Below are 24,587 nucleotides of genomic sequence, written 5' to 3' on the forward strand. Positions count from 1 at the left end.
AATATGTGGAAGGAAAAGGACCTATCGTTTGGGATATTTTACAGAAAGCTCATATTTGGTCGCAAGAAGTAGGTTGGAAACCAGGTGTATCTGATATATAGGGAATTACTTACTTATATCTTGAACTAACGGGTTCGTTAGTTCAATGAAACAGTGACAGTCTAGGACTTTATTTTCACGTCCATGGCTGTCGCTGTTTCAATTTCTGGGGTTAGTCTAAAACTTAATTTACGGAGTCTGACGGTTTGTGGTTGAAAAAGCCACGTGAACTAAACACATTCGGTCTAATACTTTATTTTCAATGTACAGCCGCGGCTTCGGATTAGATTTCTTCACTAGTTGGTTTCAACTTTGAGGCTATACCTGTTGGACTTTCACCAAACCAGCACTTAACGGTCTGAAAGCACACACAAATTAAAAAACAGTCCCAAAACACTAATATCGTGTTTTTGACTGTTTTTTGTTGTATAAGGTGTAAGAGTCAATTAATACTGATTATATCATTGAATACATGAATATAAAGAATTAGCACTAATTAATACGCTATTGTGAAAAAATAAGTCTTGATAACCTGCTTTGAACTATCGAACCAGTTAGCGTAACAAAAGGCTTCCACGTGGAAACTTTCTTGTTAATTTTTAAATTTAAAACTGGTTTTAACCGTATTTATGTGGTCCCACATGGATTTATATTCTGCCGTTAATTTGTCATCGTTTGGATCGTATTGTACATCTGAAGGAGTGTTTATTGTGAAAATTTCGTCTCCCCTTTCTCCAATCTTTGATATTTGAATTAGCCCTTTCACTTCTTCCTCGTCTTTACTCCATTTTTCTTTAGACCATATATGGATAGTAAATAACAGTCCCATAAACCCTTTTTCTTTTGGTATGTTATTATTTGCTTTGCTAATAAAATGAATAGTATCAGTATCTTCAATTACTTCATATTTCCCTTCCCAACTTTTAGGTAGCTTAAGTGTGAAATTGTAATTCATGTTTTCATAAAGTATGCTTGGGGCTTCACTAATAATATGATTATTAACAGCGCCAATGTGAAGGTTGACCGTTGAATATTCTCTAAAATCACCTGAACCCTCTGTCACAAATGTTTGAGAATCGACTCCAAAATCATTTCCATTTATTGCAACATCTCCGATTTTTTCGCTTTTATCATTGTAAAAAGTCAAGTTTGCTCCAATCATATTTTTTGAGCTTCCTACTCCTTCCATTTTCAATTGACCAGTAACTTTTGTGCCATTACTTATTTTAGTTAATATGATATTGCCTACAGATATGCCTTTGTAATCCGGATCTGTTAAGTCTAGTTTTTTATTTTTGATAAAAATTTTTTTTGATTCTGCATCATAGTCGATGGTTGCTCCCAAATTTTCAGCTACAAAACGAATGGGTACATAAGCATTTCCATCTACATTCAGTACCTGGTAGTTATTGTTTAATGCAATATGACTACCATTGATTTCAATACTTGCTGGGAATAACAAGGCTTGAATAGAGCCAGAAGCCAAAGCAACAGATGAACAGGCAATAGCTAAACCGAAACTTAATCCCAATATAAATTTTTTCAAAACTACACCTCTTTTTTTATTGTTTCTTGGTATAGACGTTAAACATTTCGATTAGTTGTTAAAAAATGGGTAATTTACCAAAAATATTTTCCTGTTATCAGCTTTTCTTACTCAGCTATACTGCCCATTAGTTCAATATTTAAAATGGACCTCATACGAGGCCCATTGATATTATCTAATAACTGTTTCGGCAGGAGTAAACGCCTCGTATTCATTAAACTTTGTAGTAATTTCAGTTATAAACCAGTTCTTTCTCAATGGTTCAGGGTTCTTTTTTACCGTAACTACTTTTTGTCCTTTACCGTAGTTTGCTTCAGAAGTTAGTAACTCGTATTCTATCGTATATTGTACCTCGGTATCACTTATCTTTTCTTCTTTTACGAAACGGACATTTTCAACCCACGGACTTGATTGACCTGTACCCCAAGACCTTTTCTCAAATTGATTCCTTGTCTTTTGTTGTAGATTTGGCGATAGCGTAGCATATTGGACGGCACCACTACGATTTTTAACACCTAGAACCCATAATTCAACAGCTTGTTTTGGTGTCTCTGCTTGTAACCCAGCCAAAAATGAATCAATTATTGTCGCTTGTTCTCGTTTTGGGGAAGTTTCAGGTCCAGCATAAACATTGCTTCCAGAAAACCAACATGAAACCAAAAGTAAGATGCAAATAGAGAACCGGAACATACGCTATCCTCCGTTGTATTTATCTTTTGAGGATAATATTCCCAAGACCAAATTAAATGAATCGTATGTTGCGTTAATCCTACCCGTTAGTGGAGCGAAGGCCGGATAATTAGATGAACATAGAAAAAGACCTGTGTTACGGCCTTCTAATAAAACCCTGCTAATGCGGGGGAAGTTTATGTGTTTCTAGGTGTTCAAACTTAACCAATTCTACTTCATCTGGAATTGTCGGAGCTATTTCAAATGTCACCGATGGTATCGAAAGCGCTACGTGACATAATTGTAAGGATCGGAGCATGAAACTGTAAGGGAAATCGATGGGTTCGGCACTTCCTTCATTCTAAACTAACGTTATTGAAGAAATTACAGGCCAGCTAAGGAAAGCCCGTTGTGTATACATTAATGATTGGAAGCTTTATTCCCAATATATGAGTAACCACATATTCAAGCCGTTAGAAATGAGCCATAGCTACACTTCGCCCAAAGGCCAAAGAGAACGGTATGGCAATCAGATAGCTAACCAGGTGTTAAATTGAATAATTTGACCACGGAGAATTTCATAAAAAATCATCGATGAAAACATGAATAAATACGTATTCATATAAATGTAAGAAGGGAGTTACTTCTGATGAATGAAAACAAAGATTTATTATTTACTCAAACGATTGTTATTTCTTGTGCAGCCAGTTTTGTATTACTATGTGGTATAGGTATGATTACAGAAATAGTTCAACACTTTCGAATGTAAAAGGATTGTATCAGTAAATGGTAGAAATAGGAGGAGGATTGGTGGTGTTCATTTTCCAAAATGAATTGCTAAAAGTAAGGACACTACGTGATTCGGATAAGCACAACCTCGTAAAATGGCTCTCCAATCCAATTGTCTTAGAGTATTATGAAGGAAGAGACAACCCTCATGATCTGGATAAAGTTATGGAGAATTTTTATGTACAAGATGATGCTGAGAGCCGCTGCATCATTGAATACGAAGGGCAAGAAATCGGTTATGTCCAGTTTTATGAGGTAGAGAATCAAACCAAAATAGAGTATGGGTACGATGAAAACGAAGTGATCTATGGAACAGATCAGTTTATAGGTGAGAGTACATACTGGAATCGTGGCATTGGCAAACTTTTTGTGGCAGCGATGATCGAGTATCTAATAAATATAATGGGAGCACACAAGATAATTATGGACCCACAGACCTGGAATGAGAGAGCAATTCGTTGTTATGAAAGCTGTGGTTTTCAAAAGATAAAGCTTTTACCTAAGCATGAAATTCATGAGGGGGAAGCAAGAGATTGCTGGCTAATCGAATACAGAAAGAAATAATTCAAGTACTGCTAGTCTTTTCGAAAATCAACCTGTATGGAAAAAGCTGATGCGATGCCGGATGCATGAGAATGTGCGCCTTTTTCTCTTGGAAATGGGTATAGTATAATAACAGTAAGTAGCCAATAGGCCTACATTTGAATGAAATCGGGAGTGAGCGGAGTATGACAAAACAAGAGATTCTAGATGCATTAAAAGAAAAAAGAATGACTGAAATCATAGAGCTGATTGAAGATGCTGAAAGCAAAGATCTGGAAGAACTAGAACTCGTAGAAAGTCTTGGCCTGTTAGCTGATGAGCAATTAAATGCGGAAGTAATTAACCTACTTAAAGATTTAGGAGTTGAAATCATTTATTTAACAGGCGATGAAGAAGATGAAGATGATGAGGAAGAAGAAGATTAATACTGAATCCCCGGAGTTTATACTTCCGGGGATTTTTTTAGGTAGTTCATAATTTCCTAATAGGCCAATAAAGTAGGGAGTACTTATTTTTGCGTCCACACACGATTTTTATTTCGAGTAGCCGGAAACTTTTCATCTTTCTTCAATTCCACAATCATCGGGTCCTCAACATTTGAACCAGATTCGCCTATTTCCATGTAAACCTGATTTTTTGGAGATTTTTGACCTTCCCGAAAACGACTCTGTTCACCCATTATCGTCACCTCATTTTCTTATTGGTTGTTATTATTTTCGATTTCAAGGTGGCACATGTCAGGAAAAGTTTGTGAATCGTGACAAATGAATCAGGACAATCGCTTATTTTCTATGAACTAGGTGTTTTCATCAGTCACCGGGTGGGATTTTTACATACGTTGTAACGTATCAAACAAAGAAAGGATGATTGTCATGGGATTCTGTTGTAGAAGACGAAGAAGAAAAAATAATTGTTGCAACTCTTATGGAGGTTATGGTGGAGGTCATGGCGGAGGTCATGGCGGAGGTCATGGCGGAGGTCATGATGGAGGGCATGACGGAGGTAGAGTCAGACCAAAACTGTATGAAAAGCACATGAAAAAAGTTTGCACTTGCGTACCATACTTCAAACCGGTTTATTGTCCAATAGAAAAAGACTATGATTCCTGCCATCACAGTATGAAAAAACATTGGGACTACTAAACTGATGAACAAAGAGGAGGCGTTTTCTGAAGACGCCTCCTTTTTGTTATTTTTGAAAATATACTGAGATTTTGAAAGGGATTGAGTCTCTCTCTAACCTGTGTTAGAATAACGATAAGAACAAAAGAGATATTAATTCCTGCGATGTGCGTTAAGCTACTATGTTTTTAACCTTAAGTGTTTCTAGGGAGACAGAGAGATTGGGTCTATGCCACGCCCACCTCCATTTGGACGTATGGGAAGGCAAAAGCACAACAGAGTCACCCACCTGGTATATTCAGGTTAAAAGAAACATCTGAAGCAAGACGGCAGAGCGGGGTACATATTATCAAACAAGCTTGGGGCATTTATGCTTCAGGTTTTTTTTATGTGTAAGAATGTATAAACTTCTGTGCTTCTTCTGCAAAGGGTTACAGTGGAAAAAAGCAAGTAAAACCAACAGCTTGAAAAACCAGATTCTTTTTTCATACTGAGCGACTTTGCGAAGCCCATCTAAGCGGAGCATTATTCATCGGGAAAAAGAAGCGAAACGAGAGCAACTTACAGTGAGGACATCGTTTTGAGCTTCCCCGATGAATAGTGCGGAGCGGACATCCCAACTCCTTGTAGGGCGAAGACTCTAGCGAAGGATGAAAAGAGAAGCTGGTTTTCTCCACGATCGCAGGATGAAGATGAACCTCAAAAATCCTGGAGAGTAATACCATTGTTATGAACACCCAAGAAATAAGGGTTTCTCAGAACCTTTTACTGTTATACTTTATTGGAAGATAATGAAATGGTGTGTTATTTTCTGTTAAGATAAAACCAATTTGTATACTAAATGTCATAGATAAAAATTGCTCCATGGATTGTGCAATCATTAGGGAGGGTGTTGGATGGCAAATATTAAACAGATTGCCCAACTATCAGGTGTCTCTGTTACGACCGTTTCTCGTGTGCTTAATCATCATCCTTATGTAAGTGATGAAAAGCGTCAGGCGGTCTGGAAAGCGGTTGAAAAGCTAAGTTATACACCTAACAGTAATGCTGTTCATCTTGTCAAAGGAAAGACAGGAATGATTGCGATCATCTTACCTTTTGTTAATCACCCTTGCTTCGCTCTTATGCTGGAGGGAATTGCCGAGCAGGCTTTACAGTATAATTATCGACTAATCGTTTGTCAGAGTAATTATGATACTGATGAAGAGATACGTGTTCTGGAGATGTTGAAAACAAAACAGATTGATGGAGTTATTATCGTCTCTAAAAAAGGGGAATGGGATGCAATTACTCCATATACCGCTTTCGGTCCAATCGTTGCCTGTCAAAAGGTTGATCATAAAGAGATCTCATACGTTCATATAGACCGTTATGCAGGTACAAAGCAAAGCTTTGATTATCTGGTCCAAAAAGGTTACCAGAACATCGCCTTTTGCATGGGAGTAAGTGATACAAGAAACGGGAAAAAGCGTAAGGAAGCTTATGTACGAGGCGTGAAGGCATTGGGGAAAGACGTGAAGCCAGAGTGGATTTTTGAGAACTGTTACCAGATTGAGGATGGCGTTTTTGTCGCCCGCAAACTTGCTGAAATGAAGGATCGTCCGGAAGCAATTCTTGTTGCTGGAGATTTGCCAGCAGCGGGTATCATAACGGAAGCAAAGCGACTACACTGGCGCGTACCGGAAGATCTCGCGGTTATTGGTTTTGATAACCTTCCTATTGCCAGCCTGTTGGACTTAACGACGATGGAATTACCCAGCTTTACAATGGGGCAAACTTCTTTTCAACTGTTAATGGAGCGACTGGAGCAAGGAGAGAGTGCTGTTCCAATAAAACAAGTGGAGTTGCCACTCCGATTCTTTGAAAGAGGTAGTGCTTGATGTGTAATAATTTCCCCGGATCAACCTGATTTGTATGGAAAACAAACGCTCAAAGAAGAATCAGCTTCTTTTTTCACACAGTGCAAGCAGTCCAGCGCCTTTGTGGGGCAAGGAACTTAGCGAAGGGTGAAAAGAGAAGCTGGTTTTATCCCAAAATGGTAGGAAGGAAAGAAAACGATTCTATACAATCCTGGCTAGTAATCTAATAAATGTTTTTCTTAAGAGAATTGGTCTTGCTGGTTACTTGAACACTGCTGATTGCTACTGCTGTTCTGCTGGTTTTGACTTGAACCCTGTTTATTTGAACCTTGTGACTGCTGACTGTTTTGGTTACAGGACTGACTATTTGATTGACCACTAGATTGATTATTTTGTTGGCTATTATTCGAGTGAACGGCTACAACTGTTACTCGTTGTTCCAGATCAGATACCTGCTTCGCATCCTTCAAGATTTGATACATTTGTATGAAGGTTGCTTTCTCGCCTTCAGGGATTCCTTTTATTCTCACAGTCATTTCCTGTGGCTGGTTCTGTTGCTGTTGACCTGAGGATTTGTTGCTTCCAGCAGACTTGTTTTTTTCACGGATGTCCTCTGATTCTAAGATATCTCCTCCAAGAAATCCGAAAAATCCCTGCTCTTCTGAGTTGTCCTTTTTCTTGGAACTCTGCCCCGAATTATTTTCGTTATTTCCTCCATTATTGTTCTTGCCTTTTCCTTCTTCATCAAATAAAATGCTAAATTCATTTATATCAGTCTGCACCATCCCGATTACTTCCATTTAGATAACTCTCCTTCTTTAAAGGCGCTCTTTTTCACTAGGGTGGTCAGAATCAGCCTTTTTATTCCTGATAACTTACTTAGCTATTCAATGAGCAACAACTAGTAAATATGCTTAGTTTTATGGAAATGAAAAGGAGAGAGTTTTCTTTTTTTGTGATTCAGATTGCCATGCTAGGAGTTGCTCATAACTAACATGTTTGAGATCAGGAATTGTAACTTCGACGGTAGAAGAATCAATCCATGTTGATTTATATAAGGGAAGTGTGAATGATTGGCCAAAAATGGTTTCATAATAGAAGCCTCTATTTGTTGAAGGAGAAGAGAGGAGAGCAAGATCGTCTGTACGTAATACAGCTAGTGAGCTTCTAAGCACCAGATTACCTTCATTGCGACCAAATTGAATGAGCAATTTGGAGTGATCGGGTGAAAGGAGAAAATTTGTGACGATACTTGATTCTATTAAGAAAGTGGACTGCAATGAATCGCCTTTCTGTTTCAAAAGCAGATTATCACATCGTTTATTTCCACAATTATACGAAATGATAAAGAAGATCGAATGGTCTTTTGTTTCGAAAGATTCAGCATGAATTCTTTTCAGTTCAACCGCTTTTTCTGAAGAAGAATAGGATGAAAAATAGTTATTCAGATCGGGTATTTGTTGAATGGGGACGCTAAGTTTATGTGTATCGCTTGCAATGGTAAAGGTCTTCGAATATTGCTCAAACGCATAGTCATGTGAGACAGGAAATAATAGAATTAGTAGCAGAGTGATTAGCAAATGACTCAATCCTTTCAGTGATTATTCGAAACATTTTTTATTATAAAGAATGATCGAATTTACATGAAGATCACAAATAAATCAAGGAACATAACCATAATAAAAGCCTGAGAAAATTACTTCTCAGACTTTTTTTAGCTGCTGAACCAATGACACGTCTGGCGTTACAAATAATGTTTTTTGCTGTTCATAAATGACGTAGCCGGGCTTAGCTCCATTTGGTTTCTTCACATGACGGATCAGGGTGTAATCAACAGGAACCTTGCTGCCTTGCTGTGCTTTGCTAAAATAAGCTGCGATCATGGCCGCTTCATGCAAAGTTTGGTCGCTAAACTGACGAGAGCGGATCACAACATGTGAACCGGGAATATCCTTGGTATGAAGCCATGTATCAGAACTTGCTGCTAATTTGTTGGTTAAATATTCATTTTGTTTGTTATTTTTTCCTACCAATAAGGGGATTCCTTCTGAAGAATAATAGGTTTCAAGTGAAGGGACGAGCTCTTTTTTCTTTTTATTGCCTCGTTTATTACGATTACGTAAATACCCTTGCTCTACCATCTCTTCTCTAATTTCCTCTGCTTCAGCCAGAGAGGCATGAGATAGCTGAACTAGTAAACCATCCAGATACTCGATATCTTGTTTTGCAAGATCGATTTGTTCCTTACTATATTGCAAGCTAGTTTTAGCTTTGTTGTATTTCTTGTAGTAAGACTGTAAATTCTCAGATGGTGTTTTCTGAAGGTCGAGGGGAATCGTTACGGTTTCTCCTGTCTCGCTATACCAGTTTACCGTTGTGAGTTCCGTATCTCCCTTTTTCATCTGGTGCATGTTCGCTGTCATTAATTCACCATACAGGCGGAATCGATCAGCCTCGTGTGCATCCACAATAGATTGTTCCAGTTTATCAATCTTCTTTACATTCTTATTTCTTTCATTGGTCACGATTCGAATAAGATCTTGTGCTCGTTGTTTTACAATGTCTCGCATTGCCTTATCTTGATAAAAATGCTGTAGGCAAGCATTGATTGTATCGAATGTTTTACTTTCACCCTCACCTAAATGAGTGAGTGTAGTAATAGAGAAAGCCGATTTCGCAGGAGTAATGATGAGAGTAGGCAGGTATCGATGTTCCTTAACCTCTGTCATTAATTCATGGAATGCTTGCCAGAGAGCATCTCGTGTGGATAACTTGGCACGATACACGATCTCTTTAGCAATCAGAGGGCTTAAACCGCTAAAGCAATCGACCAATTGCTTATCAATTTTTCCTGCATTCCAGTCAATTGCCATGAGAAATTCCTGCTCGCTGACCGTTAGTGGGTTACGTTTGTTTTGGACAGGCGGGACGATATATGGACGACCTGGTAATACCTGACGATACTGACTGATACCGTGCGATACATGGTGGATACCGTCTAAAATCATATTGGTTGCAGGATCAATCAATATGATATTGCTGTGACGTCCCATTATCTCCATCATGATTCGTTTGATTGTCACATCACCCAGTTCATCTCTACTTCTGACATCAATCGTGATGACACGTTCCAGATGATCCTGATTAATCGCCTCAATGACACCACCCTCGCAATGTTTACGCAATAGCATACAAAACATTGGGGCTTCCTGTGGATTGGTAAAGTCCTCGGTAGTCACATGCATCCTTGGATAGGTAGGATTGGCTGACATAAGAACTTTGTGTGAATCTTTTTGCGCACGTATAGTAAGGACAATATCGCTAGCGTGCGGCTGATGTATACGAGTAATGCGGGCACCAACGAGAAAAGATAGCTCATGTGTAACCGCTCTAGTAACAATTCCGTCAAAAGCCACTATTATTTCACCTCATGCTTCCTTCCCATTCAAAATCTATTCCACAAGTTTACCATATACCGGGGGTGAACCCAAGTAGTGGTGGGAATTATGGCCTAACCATAAGTTGACACTACCCTTTGTTCTCTCCTATAATAAATTAACGATTTTATGTCTGTGAGTGTGAGCCATGATTACTTCAATGACTGGCTTCGGCCGAAAAGAGATAGAGCGTGACGGTATTCGTTTGACGGTGGAAATACGCGCCGTTAATCATCGTTTTTGTGAGATACACGTTCGATTACCTAAGAATTGGATGATGTTTGAAGATCGCATGAAGAAGCAGGTTTCTGCTTGTGTTCAACGTGGACGTGTTGATGTGTCAATTAATGTGGAGCAACTGGTAGAAAAAGGAGCTTCGCTAACAGTCGATTGGCAGACAGCTGAATTTTATGTGATGGCTTCTAGGCAATTAAACGAGCGTTTTAGTTTGCCTGAGCCTTTGCATGTCAAAGACCTTTTGCACATGCCAGGAGTCATTACAGAAGCTACATCTCCAGTCTTAACAGAGGAACAGATCGAGGGAATTTTAACGACCTGCACAAGCTATGCATTGGAAGATCTCCTCTTGATGAAAAATAGAGAGGGAATTGCTTTACAGGCTGATCTGGAGAGCCGACTTCAACTGATCAAAGAATGCTCAGGAAAAATGCAAGTCTACACTCCAGAGGTAAAAGACTTGTATCGCAAGCGAATTATAAGTAAAATAGAAGAGTTTATGCATGAACAAAGCTATGATGAAGCAAGATTGCTTCAGGAAGTGGCTATGATGGCAGAGAGAGCTGATATATCGGAAGAAATTATCCGTTTACAGAGCCACTGTGACCAACTTGCAGAACAGCTACAACAAGAAGGCGCGGTGGGTAAAAAACTTGATTTCCTGTTGCAAGAAATGAACCGGGAAGCAAACACCGTAGCGTCCAAAGCTAATCATTTGGAGATTCAGCGTCTTGCCGTTGAGGTAAAAACTGAACTGGAAAAGATGAGAGAGCAAGTGCAAAACGTTGAGTGAGGGGTGCCATTTCTATGGGAATCAAGCTGATTAATATCGGATTTGGAAATATTGTAAATGCGAATCGCATTGTTTCAATCGTTAGCCCTGAATCTGCACCAATCAAGCGGATCATTCAAGAAGCTCGTGATCGAAATATGCTTGTAGATGCTACATATGGACGTAGAACCCGCGCTGTAATCATTGCTGACAGCGATCATGTTATTTTGTCTGCTGTCCAACCCGAGACGGTTGCACAGCGTCTCACGAATAAAGATGACGATTCTGATGAATAAGAGTAGGAGTTGAATCAACAGATATGGACAACGACCATGGCTTGCTGTTAGTGTTGTCAGGGCCTTCTGGAGTGGGGAAAGGCACAGTATGCGCAGCTCTTCGCGAATACATGCCAGAGATTATTTACTCCGTATCGGCAACGACAAGACAGCCACGCGTCAATGAAGTGGACGGAGTAAACTACTTCTTTAAAGAACAGGAAGAGTTCCAGCGAATGATTCGTGAAGATGAGCTCTTGGAATGGGCAGAATATGTAGGTAACTATTATGGAACACCTCGACGATTTGTGGAGGAGATGTTAGCTACAGGTCGAGATGTCATCCTTGAGATCGAGGTCCAAGGTGCTATGCAGGTAAAAGAAAAGTTTCCGGAAGGGATCTTTTTGTTCCTGGCTCCTCCAGATCTGGAAGAATTACAGAGCCGCATTGTTGGTCGCGGTACGGAAACAGAGGAATCTATCCGTAATCGCATGGCGGTAGCCCGTACAGAGATTGAGATGATGGAACACTACGATTACGTGGTGGTAAATGATCAAATCTCAACAGCTTGTGAAAAGATCAAGGCGATCGTAACAGCAGAACATTTAAAAAAGGATCGCCAGGTTCATAAATTTATGAAAATGCTCAAGGGGGTTTAATCCATGCTATATCCATCCATTGATATCTTGGTAGACAAAGTAGAAAGCAAATACACATTGGTTACACTTGCTTCTAAGCGTGCTCGTATGTTGCGTGAAGTGAATGATCTGAATGTAGAAAAACCATTCTCCAAAAAATTTGTTGGTCAAGCTTTGGAAGAAATCGTATCAGATAGTCTGGAGTACGAATTACCATCTACAAAATAACATCAGGCGTAAAACAACCTTTCGAGGTTGTTTTTTTGCGTAAACAGATAAGAATGGTATACATTCTTATCCGCATATGTGTAACTAAGGCTTTACGAACACCAAGGCTTGGCAGAACCAAGTTTTCTAACTATATCGGAAAGAATAAACGTCAGAGCGTTACTTCCCGAAATGCATGAAAAACATCCACTAAAGAAGAACCAGCTTCTTCGAAATGGACTTCCATTAACGTTTTTCTTACACGAAAGAGAGGTCATCGATATGCACAACTTGCAGGGAAAACAGATTGTACTAGGTGTTTCAGGCGGAATTGCTGCTTACAAGGCGGCAGCGTTGACCAGTAAACTGACACAGGCAGGTGCAGACGTTCATGTTGTAATGACAGGTAATGCCACAAAATTTGTACAACCGCTTACATTTGAAGCTCTCTCCCATCAGCCGGTTTACACCGATACGTTTACGGAACCTGTACCAGGGAAAATATCTCATATAGACGTAGCCGACAAGGCAGATCTAGTTGTTTTAGCACCGGCAACGGCAAATATAATCGGCAAGTTTGCCAATGGAATAGCAGATGACATGCTTTCAACTATGCTTTTAGCTACCAAAGCACCGGTAATGGTTGCTCCGGCCATGAATGTGAATATGTACCATCATCCTGCTGTTCAACAAAATATGGAACGAATTCGCTCCTATGGAGCCATGCTGGTAGAGCCTGGTGAAGGTATGCTAGCCTGTGGTTGGATAGGGAAGGGGCGTCTGGCTGAGCCTGAGGAGATTCTAGCAGCGATATCTCGTTTTTTTGAACCAAACGGTCATGACCGTTTTGCTGGACCGCAAGCCACGAAGAACCAAGACTGGTCTGGCAAAAAAATCTTGATAACGGCAGGACCAACTCGTGAAAAAATTGATCCAATCCGATATATCTCCAACTTCTCCAGTGGGAAAATGGGCTATGCCATTGCTGAAGCAGCACGTGATCGTGGGGCTGATGTCATTTTGATTAGCGGACCGACTGCTCTTACGAAACCATCAGGAGTAACCTTTATTCCCATTGAGTCTGTTCAGGAGATGCTAGATGCTTCACTACTTAATTATGATCTGGCTGATGTAGTAATTAAGTCAGCAGCAGTTTCCGATTATCGCCCAGAAAAAGTATTTGCACATAAAATGAAAAAAACAAATAAAGATGATTGGCACTTGTCGCTGGTCAAGAGTCCTGACATTCTACAAACACTGGGAGAGCGGAAACAGAACCAGTTTGTAGTGGGATTCGCAGCCGAAACACAAGATGTGGAAAAACATGCAATCGATAAAATGAACCGTAAAAATACGGACATGATCGTAGCGAACGACGTATCACAAGACGGTGCGGGGATGGGAGTCGATACGAATATCGTAACGATTTATCGTAAAAACGGAGCCCCGATTCCTTTTGAAAAAATGAGTAAGCGGGAAGTAGCTGATAAGCTATTGGATGTAATCCTACAGGAAATCACTTCAGTGACACCAGCGAAACAGGAGTAATGCATGATGTTAATCGCCAAGGTTATCGTAGATATTCCCGTTTCACGTACCAACCGTCCGTTTGATTATCTAATACCAGCTTGGCTAGAACCACTGCTCGCTGTTGGGGGACGTGTCATTGTACCTTTTGGTCCAAGAAAAGTTCAGGGGTATGTGGTCTCTATAACAGAAGAAGCAAATGATTCAGATAGCAAGATGCTGCGGGAGATTGAACAGGTGTTGGATGATGTTCCTCCACTGACGCTGGAGTTGATCCAACTGGCTGAATGGATGAGCACTCGTTACCTCTGCCCTCACACGATGGCAATTGCAGCTATGTTACCTGCTGTATTAAAAGGTAAAACAGAAAAGTGGTATTCACTAGTGGACGAGCCTGACCGAGAGCTGCTTACGCAATCTGGATTTCTTACGTATTTATTTAATCAAGGTAGCATGAAACAAACGGAAGTGGAAAAGCAGTTTCCTGATGAAGGTAAAGCAATACCCGGTTATATCAGGCAAGGAATCGTGGAGAGCGAGTACACGGTGAAAGACAGGATTACTCGGAAAAAAGTAGCGCATGTTGCACTCTCCTTGGGTGAGATGCAGGCGATGGAATTGATGGATAGCCTGCCTGCGCGTTCTGCGCGAATGAAAGAAGTAATCGCTTTTCTTCTCGATAAAACAGAGCCCGTTCCAATGAAGGATTTATTAATGGAACTAGGGCTGACACGCTCTACCTTAACGAGTATGGAGAAGAAAAACTGGATCACGCTTACGCAAAAAGAAGTGTACCGAGATCCTTATGCAGACCGTACCTTTGCCATGCCTACGAAGCATATATTAACAGCGGAACAAGAAAAATGCCTGAAAGCGATGGAAAAAGCGATAAAAGCAGAAGAATATCAAGCCTTTTTATTGCATGGTGTAACAGGTAGCGGCAAGACAGAAATCTACATGGAAGTAATTGAACAGACACTTGCCAAAGATCGAGAGGCAATTTTTCTCGTGCCGGAAATCTCGCTGACACCCCAAATGGTAGAACGGATCAAGGGGCGATTTGGAGATCAGGTCGCTGTGACGCACAGCGCCCTATCTCAAGGTGAACGTTATGATGAGTGGAGAAAAATTCTTCGCGGTCAGGTAAAAGTGGTTGTCGGAGCTCGATCAGCCGTGTTTGCGCCCTTTCGTAATCTTGGCCTCATTATTATTGATGAGGAGCATGAGGGTTCCTATAAACAGGAAGAGACGCCGCGCTACCATGCTCGTGATGTTGCTATATGGCGAGCGCAACAGAATCAGGCAGTCTTACTTATGGGTAGTGCGACACCTGCACTGGAGACCTATGCCCTGGCTACTAGAGGGCGATATCAGCTCCTTACCATGAAAGAGCGGGTGAATAACCGTCCCTTACCGCGAGTACAGGTTGTGGATATGCGTGAAGAGATGCGTCAGCAGAATCGATCGATGTTTAGTCGGGATCTGCACAATATGATTGAAGATCGGTTGAAAAAGCAGGAGCAAATCGTTCTCTTTTTAAATCGACGTGGATTTTCTACATTTGTGATGTGTCGCTCTTGTGGGTTCACATTAGCATGTCCGCATTGTGATATCTCGCTCACTTATCACCGGACGAATCATACGGCAAGGTGCCATTATTGTGGGTACACGATCGTACAGCCAAAAAACTGTCCAGAATGTCAGAGTGATCATATCCGCTTTTTCGGAACGGGTACGCAGAAGGTTGAGGAGGAGCTGTCTAAGCTTTTCCCAGGGGTTAGAGTGATCCGAATGGATGTGGATACCACCTCGAAAAAAGGGGCGCATGAAGCTTTACTTACCAAGTTCCGTACCGGGCAAGGGGATATTCTTCTTGGAACACAGATGATTGCTAAGGGGCTTGATTTTCCAAAAGTAACGCTAGTTGGAGTAATTGCAGCAGATACATCGTTATATCTGCCAGATTTCCGAGCAGCCGAAAAAACGTTCCAGCTGTTGACCCAAGTAGGTGGAAGGGCTGGTCGGCATGAATTAACAGGTGATGTAGTTATTCAAACCTACACACCAGAGCATTACAGTATCACACATGCAACCAACCATGATTACGAGGCATTTTATTATGATGAGATGGTACTCCGTAAACAGAACGGTTATCCACCATTTTTTAGGCTGGTATTAATTACGTTTGCTCACGAGGATGTACCTATGGTGATTAAAGCAGCGGAGCAATTTGCCGATTACTTGCGTCCCCGATTGGCAGATAGTACTATTTTACTTGGTCCGGTAACCTCGCCAATCTCACGCATCAAAGATAGATTTCGTTTTCAGCTCATGTTAAAATATCGGGATGAACCGAAAATTTTTGACTTGCTAGCGCAGGTGTCCATGCATTTTGATTCGTGGCTGAAACAGAACAAGGTAATACTCTCAATTGACCTTGATCCACAGATGCTCTTATAAATCTGGATGTAATACACGAAGAACAGAAAAAATAGATGAATGGAAATAGAAGGAGGCCTTTTTCATGGCTATTCGTAACATTGTTAAGCACCCAGACCCGATTTTACGAGAGAAAGCAATGAAAGTAACAAAGTTTAATTCCAATCTGCACAAATTGCTAGATGACATGAAAGATACGATGTACCCTGCAAATGGTGTAGGGCTGGCTGCTCCACAAATTGGTATTTCCAAACGAGTTTTCATTATGGACTGTGGTGATGAGTATATTGAAGCGGTAAATCCAGAAATTATTGAGTTCCGTGGCGAACAATTCGATAATTATCCGGAAGGCTGCCTAAGCATTCCTGGATTACAAGGAAACGTGCGTCGTCATGATTGGGTAAAAATGCGTGCGCAAGATCGTGATGGCAACTTTTATGAGTTGGAAGTAGATGATCTGGAATCTCGTTGCATTCAACATGAATTGGATCATTTGAACGGCGTGCTCTTTATTGACATTGCGGATAAGGTCTTCCCTGCAAAAGAGGAAGAGGAAGGGGTATAAGCGTTGAAAGAGACCAGAATATTATTTATGGGGACTCCTGATTTCGCTACCCAGAGTCTGGAAGCATTACTTGCAGACGGCTACAATGTGGTTGGTGTAGTCAGTCAGCCAGATCGTCCGGTGGGGCGTAAGCGTATCCTTGCGCCTACTCCTGTGAAAGAGGTGGCACTACGCCATAACCTCCCTGTCTATCAACCAGAAAAAATCAGGGAGCCACAAGCACTGGAAGCAATTCTGGAGGCAACCAAACCAGAGTTGATTGTTACAGCAGCTTATGGTCAGATCTTGCCTAAAGTATTGCTTGATGCTCCGAAATTTGGCTGTATCAATGTCCATGCTTCGCTCTTGCCTAAGTATCGTGGGGGAGCGCCTATTCATGCGAGTATTATTAATGGAGAGCAAGAGTCTGGAGTCACCATTATGTACATGGTAGAAGCGCTTGATGCAGGAGATATGATCTCGAAAGTGGTTGTACCGATCGAAGAAACGGATACCGAAGGGACTCTGTTTGAAAAACTAGCGTCAGCAGGAGCTCGGTTATTGATGGAAACCGTTCCGAAGTTGATTGCGGGTAATATCGACCCACAACCACAGAATCACGAGGAGGCTACGTTTGCTCCGAATATTAAACGTGAAGCGGAACGTTTAGATTGGAATATGACAGCTGTTCAAATATATAACCAGGTTCGAGGGATGAATCCTCGGCCGGTAGCGTTCACTACGTTTGAAGGGAAGATATGGAAGGTTTGGTGGACGGAAAAAGACCAGATTACAGGAATTCTCGGAGAACCAGGTACCATTATTGAACGTCGTCAGGACGGCTTGGTTGTTGCTTGCAAGGAAGGCAGCATCGTTATCAAGGAAATTCAACCGGAAGGCAAAAAGCGCATGAGCATGCTAGATTTTTTACGTGGTGCAGGTGCTTCTATTGCCCTTGGTTCGAAAGTAGGAGAATAATTACGTGTCAAACATGAAGAAAATGACAGCTCGTGAAGTGGCTTTGGACGTTTTAATACGAATTGAAGAGCACCAGTCTTATAGTAATCTGGAATTGAAACATGCTTTGGAACGTGCGGATCTTTCCAAGGCAGATACAGGTCTTGTAACGGAGCTGGTATATGGAACGACTCAACGCCGCAATACACTGGATGAAGTGATTAACCAATTTGTGAAAGGCGGCACAAAAAAACTGCAAGGTTGGGTTTTGCAACTATTGCGTATGAGTCTTTATCAGATTCGCTACCTAGATCGAGTACCAGAGCGTGCAGCCGTTCATGAAGCTGTAGAGATCGCCAAAAAACGTGGTCACAAGGGAATATCCTCCCTAGTCAACGGTGTTCTTCGCAATGTCCTACGTACACCAGAAGCTTGGGACAAGCTCCCTAAAGGGAAGGCTAAGCAGATTGCCATTACCACTTCTCATCCGGAATGGTTAGTTTCCCGCTGGTTAAAACAATATGGTGAAGAGACTACGATTGCAATCTGTGAGAGCAATAACCAACCCCCGATGCCTACCGTACGTGTAAACCGGCTTCATACTTCTCCAGATAACTTATTGGAGGAGATGAAGGAGTCATTTCCGGAAGCGGAAATTTCAGCGGTCACTGATGACGCTATTCTATTGAAGCAAGGTTATGCGGCAGGTTCAATTTGGTTTAAAAATGGGGATTGCACGATCCAGGATGAAAGCTCGATGCTAGTTGCCCCTGCCCTTCAACTTAAACCGGGACTGCGCGTTTTGGACGCATGTGCAGCTCCTGGTGGGAAAACTACACATATCGCTGAGCGCATGCAAAATGAGGGTGAAATCGTGGCTTGCGATATTCATCCTCATAAGCGAGAGCTGATTGAACAGACTGCCAAACGTTTGGGAGTTACGATGATTAATACAATGGTTGCAGATGCTGGTGATCTTACACAGGAACAAGTTGGTTTATTTGATCGTGTGTTACTGGATGCTCCATGCAGTGGATTTGGGGTTATCAGACGTAAACCAGATCTGAAATGGAACAAAAAAAGTAGTGACGTCGAGGCAATTTCAGAAATTCAGTATGAATTGCTCACACAAGTAGCCAAGTTTGTAAAAGCGGGTGGTTATCTTGTCTACAGTACATGTACCATAGATGTAGAAGAGAATCAGAACATTGTAGAACGTTTTGCTCGGGAAAATGATTCGTTTGAAATGGATAAAGAGCTGTACCAGGACATGCCACAACTTGTTGTAGAGAAGATGGACAAGGAAAAAGGATATGTACAAATTCTTCCACATCATTTTGGAAGTGACGGCTTCTTTATCGCGCGTTTAAAGAAAAAAAGCTAAATAAATTAGCAGGAAAATCAAAGTGGAGCCTACTACTGTCGGCATTCCACTTTTCCTTTTTGGTGACAAAGGGTAAAATGAAGAAATGGAGGTTTTTTAGCTGAGGAAAAGTAACGGTTTTATTTCAGCTACCTTCCATCATAATCTTATTAAAAGGTGAAATTACATTGATAAACATACCAACCTTTACTGAACATAAACCTTTAATTTACAGCCTACGTCTTGAGCAATTGAAACAATGGCTAGAAGAAAACGGAGAAAAATCATTCCGTGCAGCGCAAATCTTTGACTGGCTCTATGTTAAGAGAGTGACCAATTTTGAAGAAATGAGCAATTTATCAAAATCGATGCGTGAAAAACTTGCGGAGCACTTTCGAATGAATGCTCTGTCTGAGATAACGCGTCAAGAATCCTCAGATGGAACGATTAAAATTTTGTTCCAATTGATTGATGGACATGCAATCGAGACAGTAATTATGCGTCATAACTATGGAAACAGCATTTGTGTAACAACTCAGGTAGGATGCCGTATTGGCTGTACGTTTTGTGCCTCCACGTTGGGTGGTTTGAAGCGCAATCTGGAAGCTGGGGAGATTGTTGCACAGGTTCTTCAGGCGCAACGTGTGCTTGATCAAGACGAACAACGTGCTAGCCATGTAGTCGTAATGGGAATTGGAGAGCCATTTGAGAACTTTGAGCCATTACTCTCCTTTTTGAATGTTATTAACGATAATCTTGGTCTTAACATCGGACAACGCCACATTACTGTTTCAACAAGTGGAATTGTTCCTAAGATCTATGAATTTACTGAACGTGGCGGGCAGGTTAACCTGGCAATCTCCCTACATGCTCCTAACACGGAGCTGCGTACCAAGCTGATGCCGATTAACCGAGGCTTTCCACTGCCTAAGCTGATGGAAGCATGCCGCCACTATGTAGCCAAGACAGGTAGACGTATTTCATTTGAGTACGGATTGTTTGGAGGACAGAACGATCAGCCTGAACATGCGGAAGAACTGGCTGATTTAGTAGGAGATTTAATGTGCCACATCAATTTGATTCCGGTTAACTATGTGCCGGAACGTGATTATGTGCGTACCCCGAAAAAGGATATTTTTGCCTTTAAACGAATTCTGGAAGATCGCGGTTTGAACGTAACGATTCGTAGAGAGCATGGTAGCGACATTGCTGCTGCTTGTGGACAGTTGCGTGCCAAACACGCTGAAGAAACGGCAAGGTGATTATTTGATGGAAATAGCGATGAAATCGCATGTTGGATGCGTTCGCCAAGTTAACGAAGATTTTTATGCATGTGCGGTTGATTTGGCTGGACGAGTATTCGCGGTTGTCGCAGACGGTATGGGTGGTCACAAAGCGGGCGACGTAGCGAGTAAAATGGCAGTAGAAAGTATTTTGGAAGAGATGAAAAAATTGGAAGACGATATGACAGAAGAAGATGAACGAGAGCTATTGATGAATGCGCTAATCAAGGCGAATCGGGAAGTGTTTGAATATGCCGAGAGTCACCCGGAATGCAGTGGTATGGGTACAACAGTTGTCGCCACGTTAGTAAAGGAAGAGCGCGGGGTTACAGCTCACATTGGAGACAGCAGAATCTATTTATATAAAGAAGATGGCTTGACCCAGCATACGGAAGATCATACCCTGGTTCAGGAATTACTGAAAACAGGGCAGATCAATTCCTTTGAAGCATCCGTTCATCCCCAAAAAAATGTGATCATGCGTGCTCTTGGGACCGAGGGAAATGTGAGAATTGATCTGGGGCAGTATAGCTGGAGTGAAGGCGACATTGTGATGCTTTGTTCCGATGGGCTCTCTAATAAAGTGCCAAATGAGATGATCCAAAAAATGTTATCTCAGCCAGGGCCGCTACAGGAAAGTGTAGATGTCATGGTGCAGTATGCACTTGATTCAGGTGGAGAAGATAACATTACTTGTGTGGCACTTCGCAACAAAACTAAGCCTTTGCAAGTCTGTGAGAAAGAGGGGGGAGCAGAATGCAAGGTCAACGACTAGGTGGAAGGTATCAACTAGAGGAAGTGGTCGGTGGCGGAGGAATGGCCATTGTCTACAAGGCAAAGGATCTTGTCTTGAACAGACAGGTTGCCGTCAAATTGCTGAGACCCCAATTTGGCACAGATGAAGACTTTGTTCAGAGATTTAGAAGAGAGGCGCAAGCAGTAGCTAGCCTTTCTCATCCTAATATCGTTAGTGTGTATGACGTAGGACAGGATGAAGATATTCATTTCATGGTCATGGAGTTCATTGAGGGCTCCACTTTAAAAGAACTGATCACAGCTCATGGCGGATTGTTACCCGCAGAGGCTGTTCGAATTGCGATTCAGGTATGTGATGCACTAGAACATGCACACCAGAATCAAATTATTCACCGGGATATTAAACCGCACAATATTATGATTGGAAAAAATGGACGGGTTAAAGTAGCAGATTTTGGGATTGCACGAGCAGTTACGTCACAGACGATTACGCAAACAGGCTCTGTGCTTGGCTCGGTACACTATTTTTCTCCAGAACAAGCACGTGGCGGTCATACTGCTGAGAAGTCTGATATCTATTCGGTTGGGATTGTCCTGTATGAGATGGTAACGGGGGAATTGCCTTTCTCTGGAGATTCACCAATTACTGTAGCGTTAAAACATTTGCAGGACCCGCTACCGGAACCACGTAAGATCAATCCTGCAATTCCGCAAAGTCTGGAAAATGTGATGATTAAAGCTCTGGCAAAAGATCCATTCATGCGCTATAAATCAGCTAAAGCTATGATGGAAGACCTGGAGACGTGCTTGTCTGTGGAACGACGCAATGAGTCTAAATTATCGCTGATGAGTGACATTGATGATGAAGAGACAAGAGTAATTGCGGCAATCACACCAGAGATGCTGGAGAAGTCTAAGCAAGATAGTTATACGCTGTATCGGAATGAGCCTGCGACACCACCGAAAGTGATGACAAAGGATTACGAAGATGATGATGAAGCGTACGACGATGAAGAGGATGGCGAGAAGATGTCTGTTTGGTGGAAAAAGGCTTTACTCTGGTCTGGAATTGGCGGACTGTTCATCGTACTTGCCTTTTTCGGTTTTAATCTGGCAATGAACTTGTTTACAGTGCCAGAGGTATCCGTTCCACCTGTTGTAGGAGTGACCCTACAGGAAGCAGAAACCGCTCTGAAGAATGTAAACCTGAAGACGGTTCCTGTTGAGGAATTTAACGAGGCGAAAAAAGGAACGGTTTATAAGCAAGACCCTGTCGCTGAGGTGAATGTGAAAGAAGGCTCTACCGTTACCGTCTATGTAAGTAAGGGTTTAGAAGAGATTCCGATGCCTGACTATACAGGTAAGAAGCAAGAAGAAGCTATTGAGCAGATGAAACTCGACAAGTTCAAGGCTGCACCTAAAATCGTTACGGAAGAACATAATGAGATTCCAGCTGGCGAGGTTATTTCCCAGGATCCATTGCCAGGAACCAAGGTGGTACCTATGAATGCGTCAGTCACCTTGAAGGTAAGCGCAGGTAAGAAAAAGACAACTGTACCTACTAACCTTGTGAATAAAAAATGGACACTTGCTGAAATAGAATTGAGAAATCGTGGATTGGATTTAGGTAGTATTACCCCTGAAGGCTCCTATGAAGTCGCTGAAGAAGGAATTGTACTGCGGACGGATCCTGCAGAAGGTGCTTCCGTCGTGGAAGGCACAAAAGTAAACCTGGTCGTTAGTAATGGCAAATACCCAGCTGATACGAAAATAAAACCGTATCCGATCAGGGTAGATGTGGAAGAAGGAATACCAGCTGAAGTTAAAATTGTCGTCAAGGACGCACGCAATAAAGAGATGGAAGTAGTAGCGGAAACGATCGCAGAAAGTAAGATCTATAATGTAGAAGTTATTCTCTCACCAAAAGCGAATGCAAGAATTCTATTGTATGTTAATGGCCATGAATCACTGGATCAAACCGTGTATTATAATGAGTAGTTGGAGGTGTATGCATGCCGGAAGGGCGTATAGTAAAAGCATTAAGCGGTTTTTATTACGTAGCAGATCAAGAAAATCCGGACCGGATTGTGCAGTGCCGGGCGAGGGGTCTATTTAAGAAAAAAGGGGCGAAGATAACGCCACTTGTAGGAGATTGGGTTGCGTACGAAGCGGAAAATGATCGGGAAGGATATGTAATGGGGGTGGGTGAACGGACTACAGAGTTAGTTCGCCCTTCCATTGCTAATGTAGAGTTGGCAATCCTGGCCTTTTCAGCAGTGCAACCTGCTTTTAGTCCACTTCTCTTGAATAAATTTTTAGTTCATACCGAGAACGCAGGGCTTGATGCCATCATCGCATTAACAAAAGCTGATTTAATGGATCAAACGGAATGCGCAGAAATTGTGCGACGCTATGAACAGGTAGGCTACAAAATTGTGCCTACCTCGATTCATGATCAGAGAGGAATAGACCAGCTACGTTCTGAGCTGAGTGGCAAGCTTTCTGTATTTGCAGGGCAGTCAGGTGTAGGAAAATCCTCCTTGTTGAATGCCATGTTCTCTGATATCAGCTTACAGACGGGGGAAGTTAGTCAAAAGCTGGGACGAGGTAGACATACAACACGCCATGTTGAGCTAATCCCACTTGGAGATGGTGGATATGTAGCGGATACGCCTGGATTTAGTTCACTTGAATTTATGAATCTGAGCGAACTGGATCTTGCTCAATCATTTCGAGATTTTGAACGTTACAGTGATCAATGCAAATTTAGAGGCTGTCTTCATCTGAAAGAGCCTGGATGTGCCGTTCAAGAAGCGGTTGAATCAGGGGAAATCCTGTTGGAGCGTTATCGGCATTACCAGCAGTTTATGGAGGAACTTAGAGAATACTTGAGGAGGAACAAACCATGGTAAAAATTGCACCATCTATTCTATCCGCTGATTTTGCTCGTTTAGGGGAAGAAATTAAGGATGTAGAACGTGGCGGAGCTGACTGGATTCACGTAGATGTGATGGATGGTCATTTTGTCCCTAATATTACAATTGGACCATTAATCGTTGATGCGATCCGTCCGGTAACTGAATTACCGCTTGATGTACATCTGATGATTGAAAATCCGGATAAATATATCCCGGAATTTATCAAAAGTGGTGCTGATATTATTACTGTTCACCAGGAAGCTTGTCCACATCTACATAGAACCATCCATTTGATTAAGGAACAAGGCGCAAAAGCTGGTGTAGTTCTAAATCCGTCTACACCTATCGTGACGATTGACGAGATTTTGGATGATTTGGATCTGGTTCTTTTGATGACCGTAAATCCAGGTTTTGGTGGACAAAAATTTATTCATGGTGTGTTAAATAAAGTTCGTCAGCTGCGTACTAATCTTGATGCTCGTGGTTTGTCCCATGTGGATATCGAGATTGATGGTGGTGTGAATACGGAGACTGCCCGTCTATGTGAAGAAGCAGGAGCAACTGTACTTGTTGCTGGTTCCGCCGTTTTTAACAAAGAAGATCGTGCTCAGGCTATTGCTGCTATTCGCGGATAAAAAGGCTTGTTATAAGTAAACAGCCACATACAA

General features: G+C 41.7%; 23 protein-coding genes and 1 other RNA gene. 18 read left to right on the forward strand and 6 right to left on the reverse strand.

All coding sequences use genetic code 11. The features are described 5' to 3' along the window. Positions 1-631: 631 nt before the first annotated feature. Positions 632-1,585 carry a stalk domain-containing protein gene (locus tag LM917_RS07670; protein ID WP_232696915.1) on the reverse strand — a complete coding sequence of 318 codons (954 nt, stop codon included), beginning with the start codon at positions 1,583-1,585 and terminating at the stop codon, positions 632-634. Positions 1,586-1,756: 171 nt separating this feature from the next. Then, positions 1,757-2,275, reverse strand: coding sequence for a hypothetical protein (locus tag LM917_RS07675; RefSeq protein WP_232696916.1), 519 nt, complete (start codon positions 2,273-2,275; stop codon positions 1,757-1,759). Positions 2,276-3,067: 792 nt separating this feature from the next. Here LM917_RS07675 and LM917_RS07680 point away from each other — a divergent pair. Next, positions 3,068-3,607 (forward strand): GNAT family N-acetyltransferase, encoded by a 540-nt coding sequence (locus tag LM917_RS07680; RefSeq protein WP_232696917.1) that lies wholly within the window; start codon positions 3,068-3,070, stop codon positions 3,605-3,607. A 164-nt stretch (positions 3,608-3,771) separates the two neighbouring features. After that, the gene (locus LM917_RS07685) at positions 3,772-4,011 is read left to right on the forward strand and encodes a hypothetical protein (protein WP_232696918.1); all 240 of its coding nucleotides are present in this window, start codon (positions 3,772-3,774) and stop codon (positions 4,009-4,011) included. A gap of 83 nt (positions 4,012-4,094) precedes the next feature. On the opposite strand, the gene LM917_RS07690 is transcribed toward LM917_RS07685, so the two are convergent. Continuing rightward, positions 4,095-4,265, reverse strand: coding sequence for a YjzC family protein (locus tag LM917_RS07690; RefSeq protein ID WP_232696919.1), 171 nt, complete (start codon positions 4,263-4,265; stop codon positions 4,095-4,097). A 596-nt stretch (positions 4,266-4,861) separates the two neighbouring features. Here LM917_RS07690 and ssrS point away from each other — a divergent pair. Both ssrS and LM917_RS07700 read left to right on the forward strand, forming a co-directional pair. Next, positions 4,862-5,052, forward strand: a non-coding RNA gene (gene ssrS / locus LM917_RS07695) — 6S RNA. A 551-nt stretch (positions 5,053-5,603) separates the two neighbouring features. Continuing rightward, the gene (locus LM917_RS07700) at positions 5,604-6,587 is read left to right on the forward strand and encodes a LacI family DNA-binding transcriptional regulator (RefSeq protein WP_232696920.1); all 984 of its coding nucleotides are present in this window, start codon (positions 5,604-5,606) and stop codon (positions 6,585-6,587) included. A 218-nt stretch (positions 6,588-6,805) separates the two neighbouring features. On the opposite strand, the gene LM917_RS07705 is transcribed toward LM917_RS07700, so the two are convergent. The 3 genes from LM917_RS07705 to LM917_RS07715 all read right to left on the reverse strand — a co-directional run bounded on the left by LM917_RS07705 (position 6,806) and on the right by LM917_RS07715 (position 9,982). Further along, positions 6,806-7,366, reverse strand: a complete 561-nt coding sequence (locus tag LM917_RS07705; RefSeq protein WP_232696921.1) for a hypothetical protein — start codon at positions 7,364-7,366, stop codon at positions 6,806-6,808. Between the two features lie 120 nt (positions 7,367-7,486). Then, on the reverse strand, positions 7,487-8,146 hold the full coding sequence (locus tag LM917_RS07710; protein ID WP_232696922.1) for a hypothetical protein: 660 nt from the start codon (positions 8,144-8,146) through the stop codon (positions 7,487-7,489). A 123-nt stretch (positions 8,147-8,269) separates the two neighbouring features. After that, positions 8,270-9,982 carry an Rqc2 family fibronectin-binding protein gene (locus LM917_RS07715; RefSeq protein ID WP_232696923.1) on the reverse strand — a complete coding sequence of 571 codons (1,713 nt, stop codon included), beginning with the start codon at positions 9,980-9,982 and terminating at the stop codon, positions 8,270-8,272. A gap of 169 nt (positions 9,983-10,151) precedes the next feature. Between LM917_RS07715 and LM917_RS07720 the strand changes: the two genes are divergently transcribed. The 14 genes from LM917_RS07720 to rpe all read left to right on the forward strand — a co-directional run bounded on the left by LM917_RS07720 (position 10,152) and on the right by rpe (position 24,554). Continuing rightward, positions 10,152-11,033 carry a YicC/YloC family endoribonuclease gene (locus LM917_RS07720; RefSeq protein ID WP_232696924.1) on the forward strand — a complete coding sequence of 294 codons (882 nt, stop codon included), beginning with the start codon at positions 10,152-10,154 and terminating at the stop codon, positions 11,031-11,033. Positions 11,034-11,047: 14 nt separating this feature from the next. Then, on the forward strand, positions 11,048-11,308 hold the full coding sequence (remA, locus tag LM917_RS07725; protein WP_232696925.1) for an extracellular matrix/biofilm regulator RemA: 261 nt from the start codon (positions 11,048-11,050) through the stop codon (positions 11,306-11,308). Positions 11,309-11,331: 23 nt separating this feature from the next. Beyond that, on the forward strand, positions 11,332-11,946 hold the full coding sequence (gene gmk / locus LM917_RS07730) for a guanylate kinase (protein WP_232696926.1): 615 nt from the start codon (positions 11,332-11,334) through the stop codon (positions 11,944-11,946). A 3-nt stretch (positions 11,947-11,949) separates the two neighbouring features. Beyond that, positions 11,950-12,153 carry a DNA-directed RNA polymerase subunit omega gene (gene rpoZ / locus LM917_RS07735; protein WP_232696927.1) on the forward strand — a complete coding sequence of 68 codons (204 nt, stop codon included), beginning with the start codon at positions 11,950-11,952 and terminating at the stop codon, positions 12,151-12,153. A 261-nt stretch (positions 12,154-12,414) separates the two neighbouring features. Beyond that, complete coding sequence (coaBC, locus tag LM917_RS07740; protein WP_232696928.1) at positions 12,415-13,680, forward strand: bifunctional phosphopantothenoylcysteine decarboxylase/phosphopantothenate--cysteine ligase CoaBC; 1,266 nt, start codon at positions 12,415-12,417, stop codon at positions 13,678-13,680. Between the two features lie 6 nt (positions 13,681-13,686). Beyond that, complete coding sequence (gene priA, locus LM917_RS07745) at positions 13,687-16,119, forward strand: primosomal protein N' (RefSeq protein ID WP_373688768.1); 2,433 nt, start codon at positions 13,687-13,689, stop codon at positions 16,117-16,119. A gap of 64 nt (positions 16,120-16,183) precedes the next feature. Then, positions 16,184-16,663: a peptide deformylase gene (gene def / locus LM917_RS07750; protein WP_232696930.1), complete on the forward strand. Its 480-nt coding sequence runs from the start codon at positions 16,184-16,186 to the stop codon at positions 16,661-16,663. 3 nt (positions 16,664-16,666) lie between these two features. Further along, positions 16,667-17,620 carry a methionyl-tRNA formyltransferase gene (fmt, locus tag LM917_RS07755; RefSeq protein WP_232696931.1) on the forward strand — a complete coding sequence of 318 codons (954 nt, stop codon included), beginning with the start codon at positions 16,667-16,669 and terminating at the stop codon, positions 17,618-17,620. A 13-nt stretch (positions 17,621-17,633) separates the two neighbouring features. Beyond that, the gene (gene rsmB, locus LM917_RS07760; protein ID WP_232697166.1) at positions 17,634-18,983 is read left to right on the forward strand and encodes a 16S rRNA (cytosine(967)-C(5))-methyltransferase RsmB; all 1,350 of its coding nucleotides are present in this window, start codon (positions 17,634-17,636) and stop codon (positions 18,981-18,983) included. 170 nt (positions 18,984-19,153) lie between these two features. Further along, on the forward strand, positions 19,154-20,224 hold the full coding sequence (rlmN, locus tag LM917_RS07765; RefSeq protein WP_232697167.1) for a dual-specificity RNA methyltransferase RlmN: 1,071 nt from the start codon (positions 19,154-19,156) through the stop codon (positions 20,222-20,224). Between the two features lie 7 nt (positions 20,225-20,231). Then, on the forward strand, positions 20,232-21,020 hold the full coding sequence (locus LM917_RS07770; RefSeq protein WP_232696932.1) for a Stp1/IreP family PP2C-type Ser/Thr phosphatase: 789 nt from the start codon (positions 20,232-20,234) through the stop codon (positions 21,018-21,020). After that, positions 21,002-22,999 carry a Stk1 family PASTA domain-containing Ser/Thr kinase gene (pknB, locus tag LM917_RS07775; RefSeq protein ID WP_232696933.1) on the forward strand — a complete coding sequence of 666 codons (1,998 nt, stop codon included), beginning with the start codon at positions 21,002-21,004 and terminating at the stop codon, positions 22,997-22,999. The genes LM917_RS07770 and pknB overlap by 19 nt, the downstream gene beginning before the upstream one ends. Before the next feature lie 14 nt (positions 23,000-23,013). Then, positions 23,014-23,913, forward strand: a complete 900-nt coding sequence (rsgA, locus tag LM917_RS07780; RefSeq protein WP_232696934.1) for a ribosome small subunit-dependent GTPase A — start codon at positions 23,014-23,016, stop codon at positions 23,911-23,913. Next, the gene (rpe, locus tag LM917_RS07785; protein ID WP_232696935.1) at positions 23,907-24,554 is read left to right on the forward strand and encodes a ribulose-phosphate 3-epimerase; all 648 of its coding nucleotides are present in this window, start codon (positions 23,907-23,909) and stop codon (positions 24,552-24,554) included. The genes rsgA and rpe overlap by 7 nt, the downstream gene beginning before the upstream one ends. The last annotated feature ends 33 nt before the right edge of the window (positions 24,555-24,587 follow it).

It is taken from the genome of Brevibacillus daliensis, from assembly GCF_021245735.1.
In the GTDB taxonomy this organism is placed as follows: Bacteria; Bacillota; Bacilli; order Brevibacillales; family Brevibacillaceae; genus Brevibacillus_B; species Brevibacillus_B daliensis.